This is a genomic window from Pseudomonas sp. PME37.24/006 (assembly GCF_055556635.1).
In genome coordinates, this window is sequence record NZ_JBVHNL010000240.1 from 1 (window position 1) to 248 (window position 248).

At 53.2% G+C, this 248-nt stretch carries 1 protein-coding gene; it reads right to left on the reverse strand.

Features of this window, described 5'->3' with window-relative positions:
- Positions 1–248: amidohydrolase family protein (locus ACZ3GY_RS24560; protein WP_465912410.1), on the reverse strand; the 248-nt coding region annotated here is incomplete at both ends.

Below are 248 nucleotides of genomic sequence, written 5' to 3' on the forward strand. Positions count from 1 at the left end.
GGCAATATAGCGTTTTGCACGAAAGTTATCATTGCGAGCACCATCGCCGGCCAAAGCACCAAACTGCACTTTCATTTTATGGGCGGTTTGCCAGGTCCGCATGATGACTTCACCCACCCGCCCCATGGCTTGTGAGTCTGAACTCATCATCGAAATCGCACCCAGATCATGCAAGCGATCTTCGGCGGCAATGGTTTCACGACGAATCCGGCTTTCGGCAAAGGCTACGTCTTCGGCAATGGCCGGAT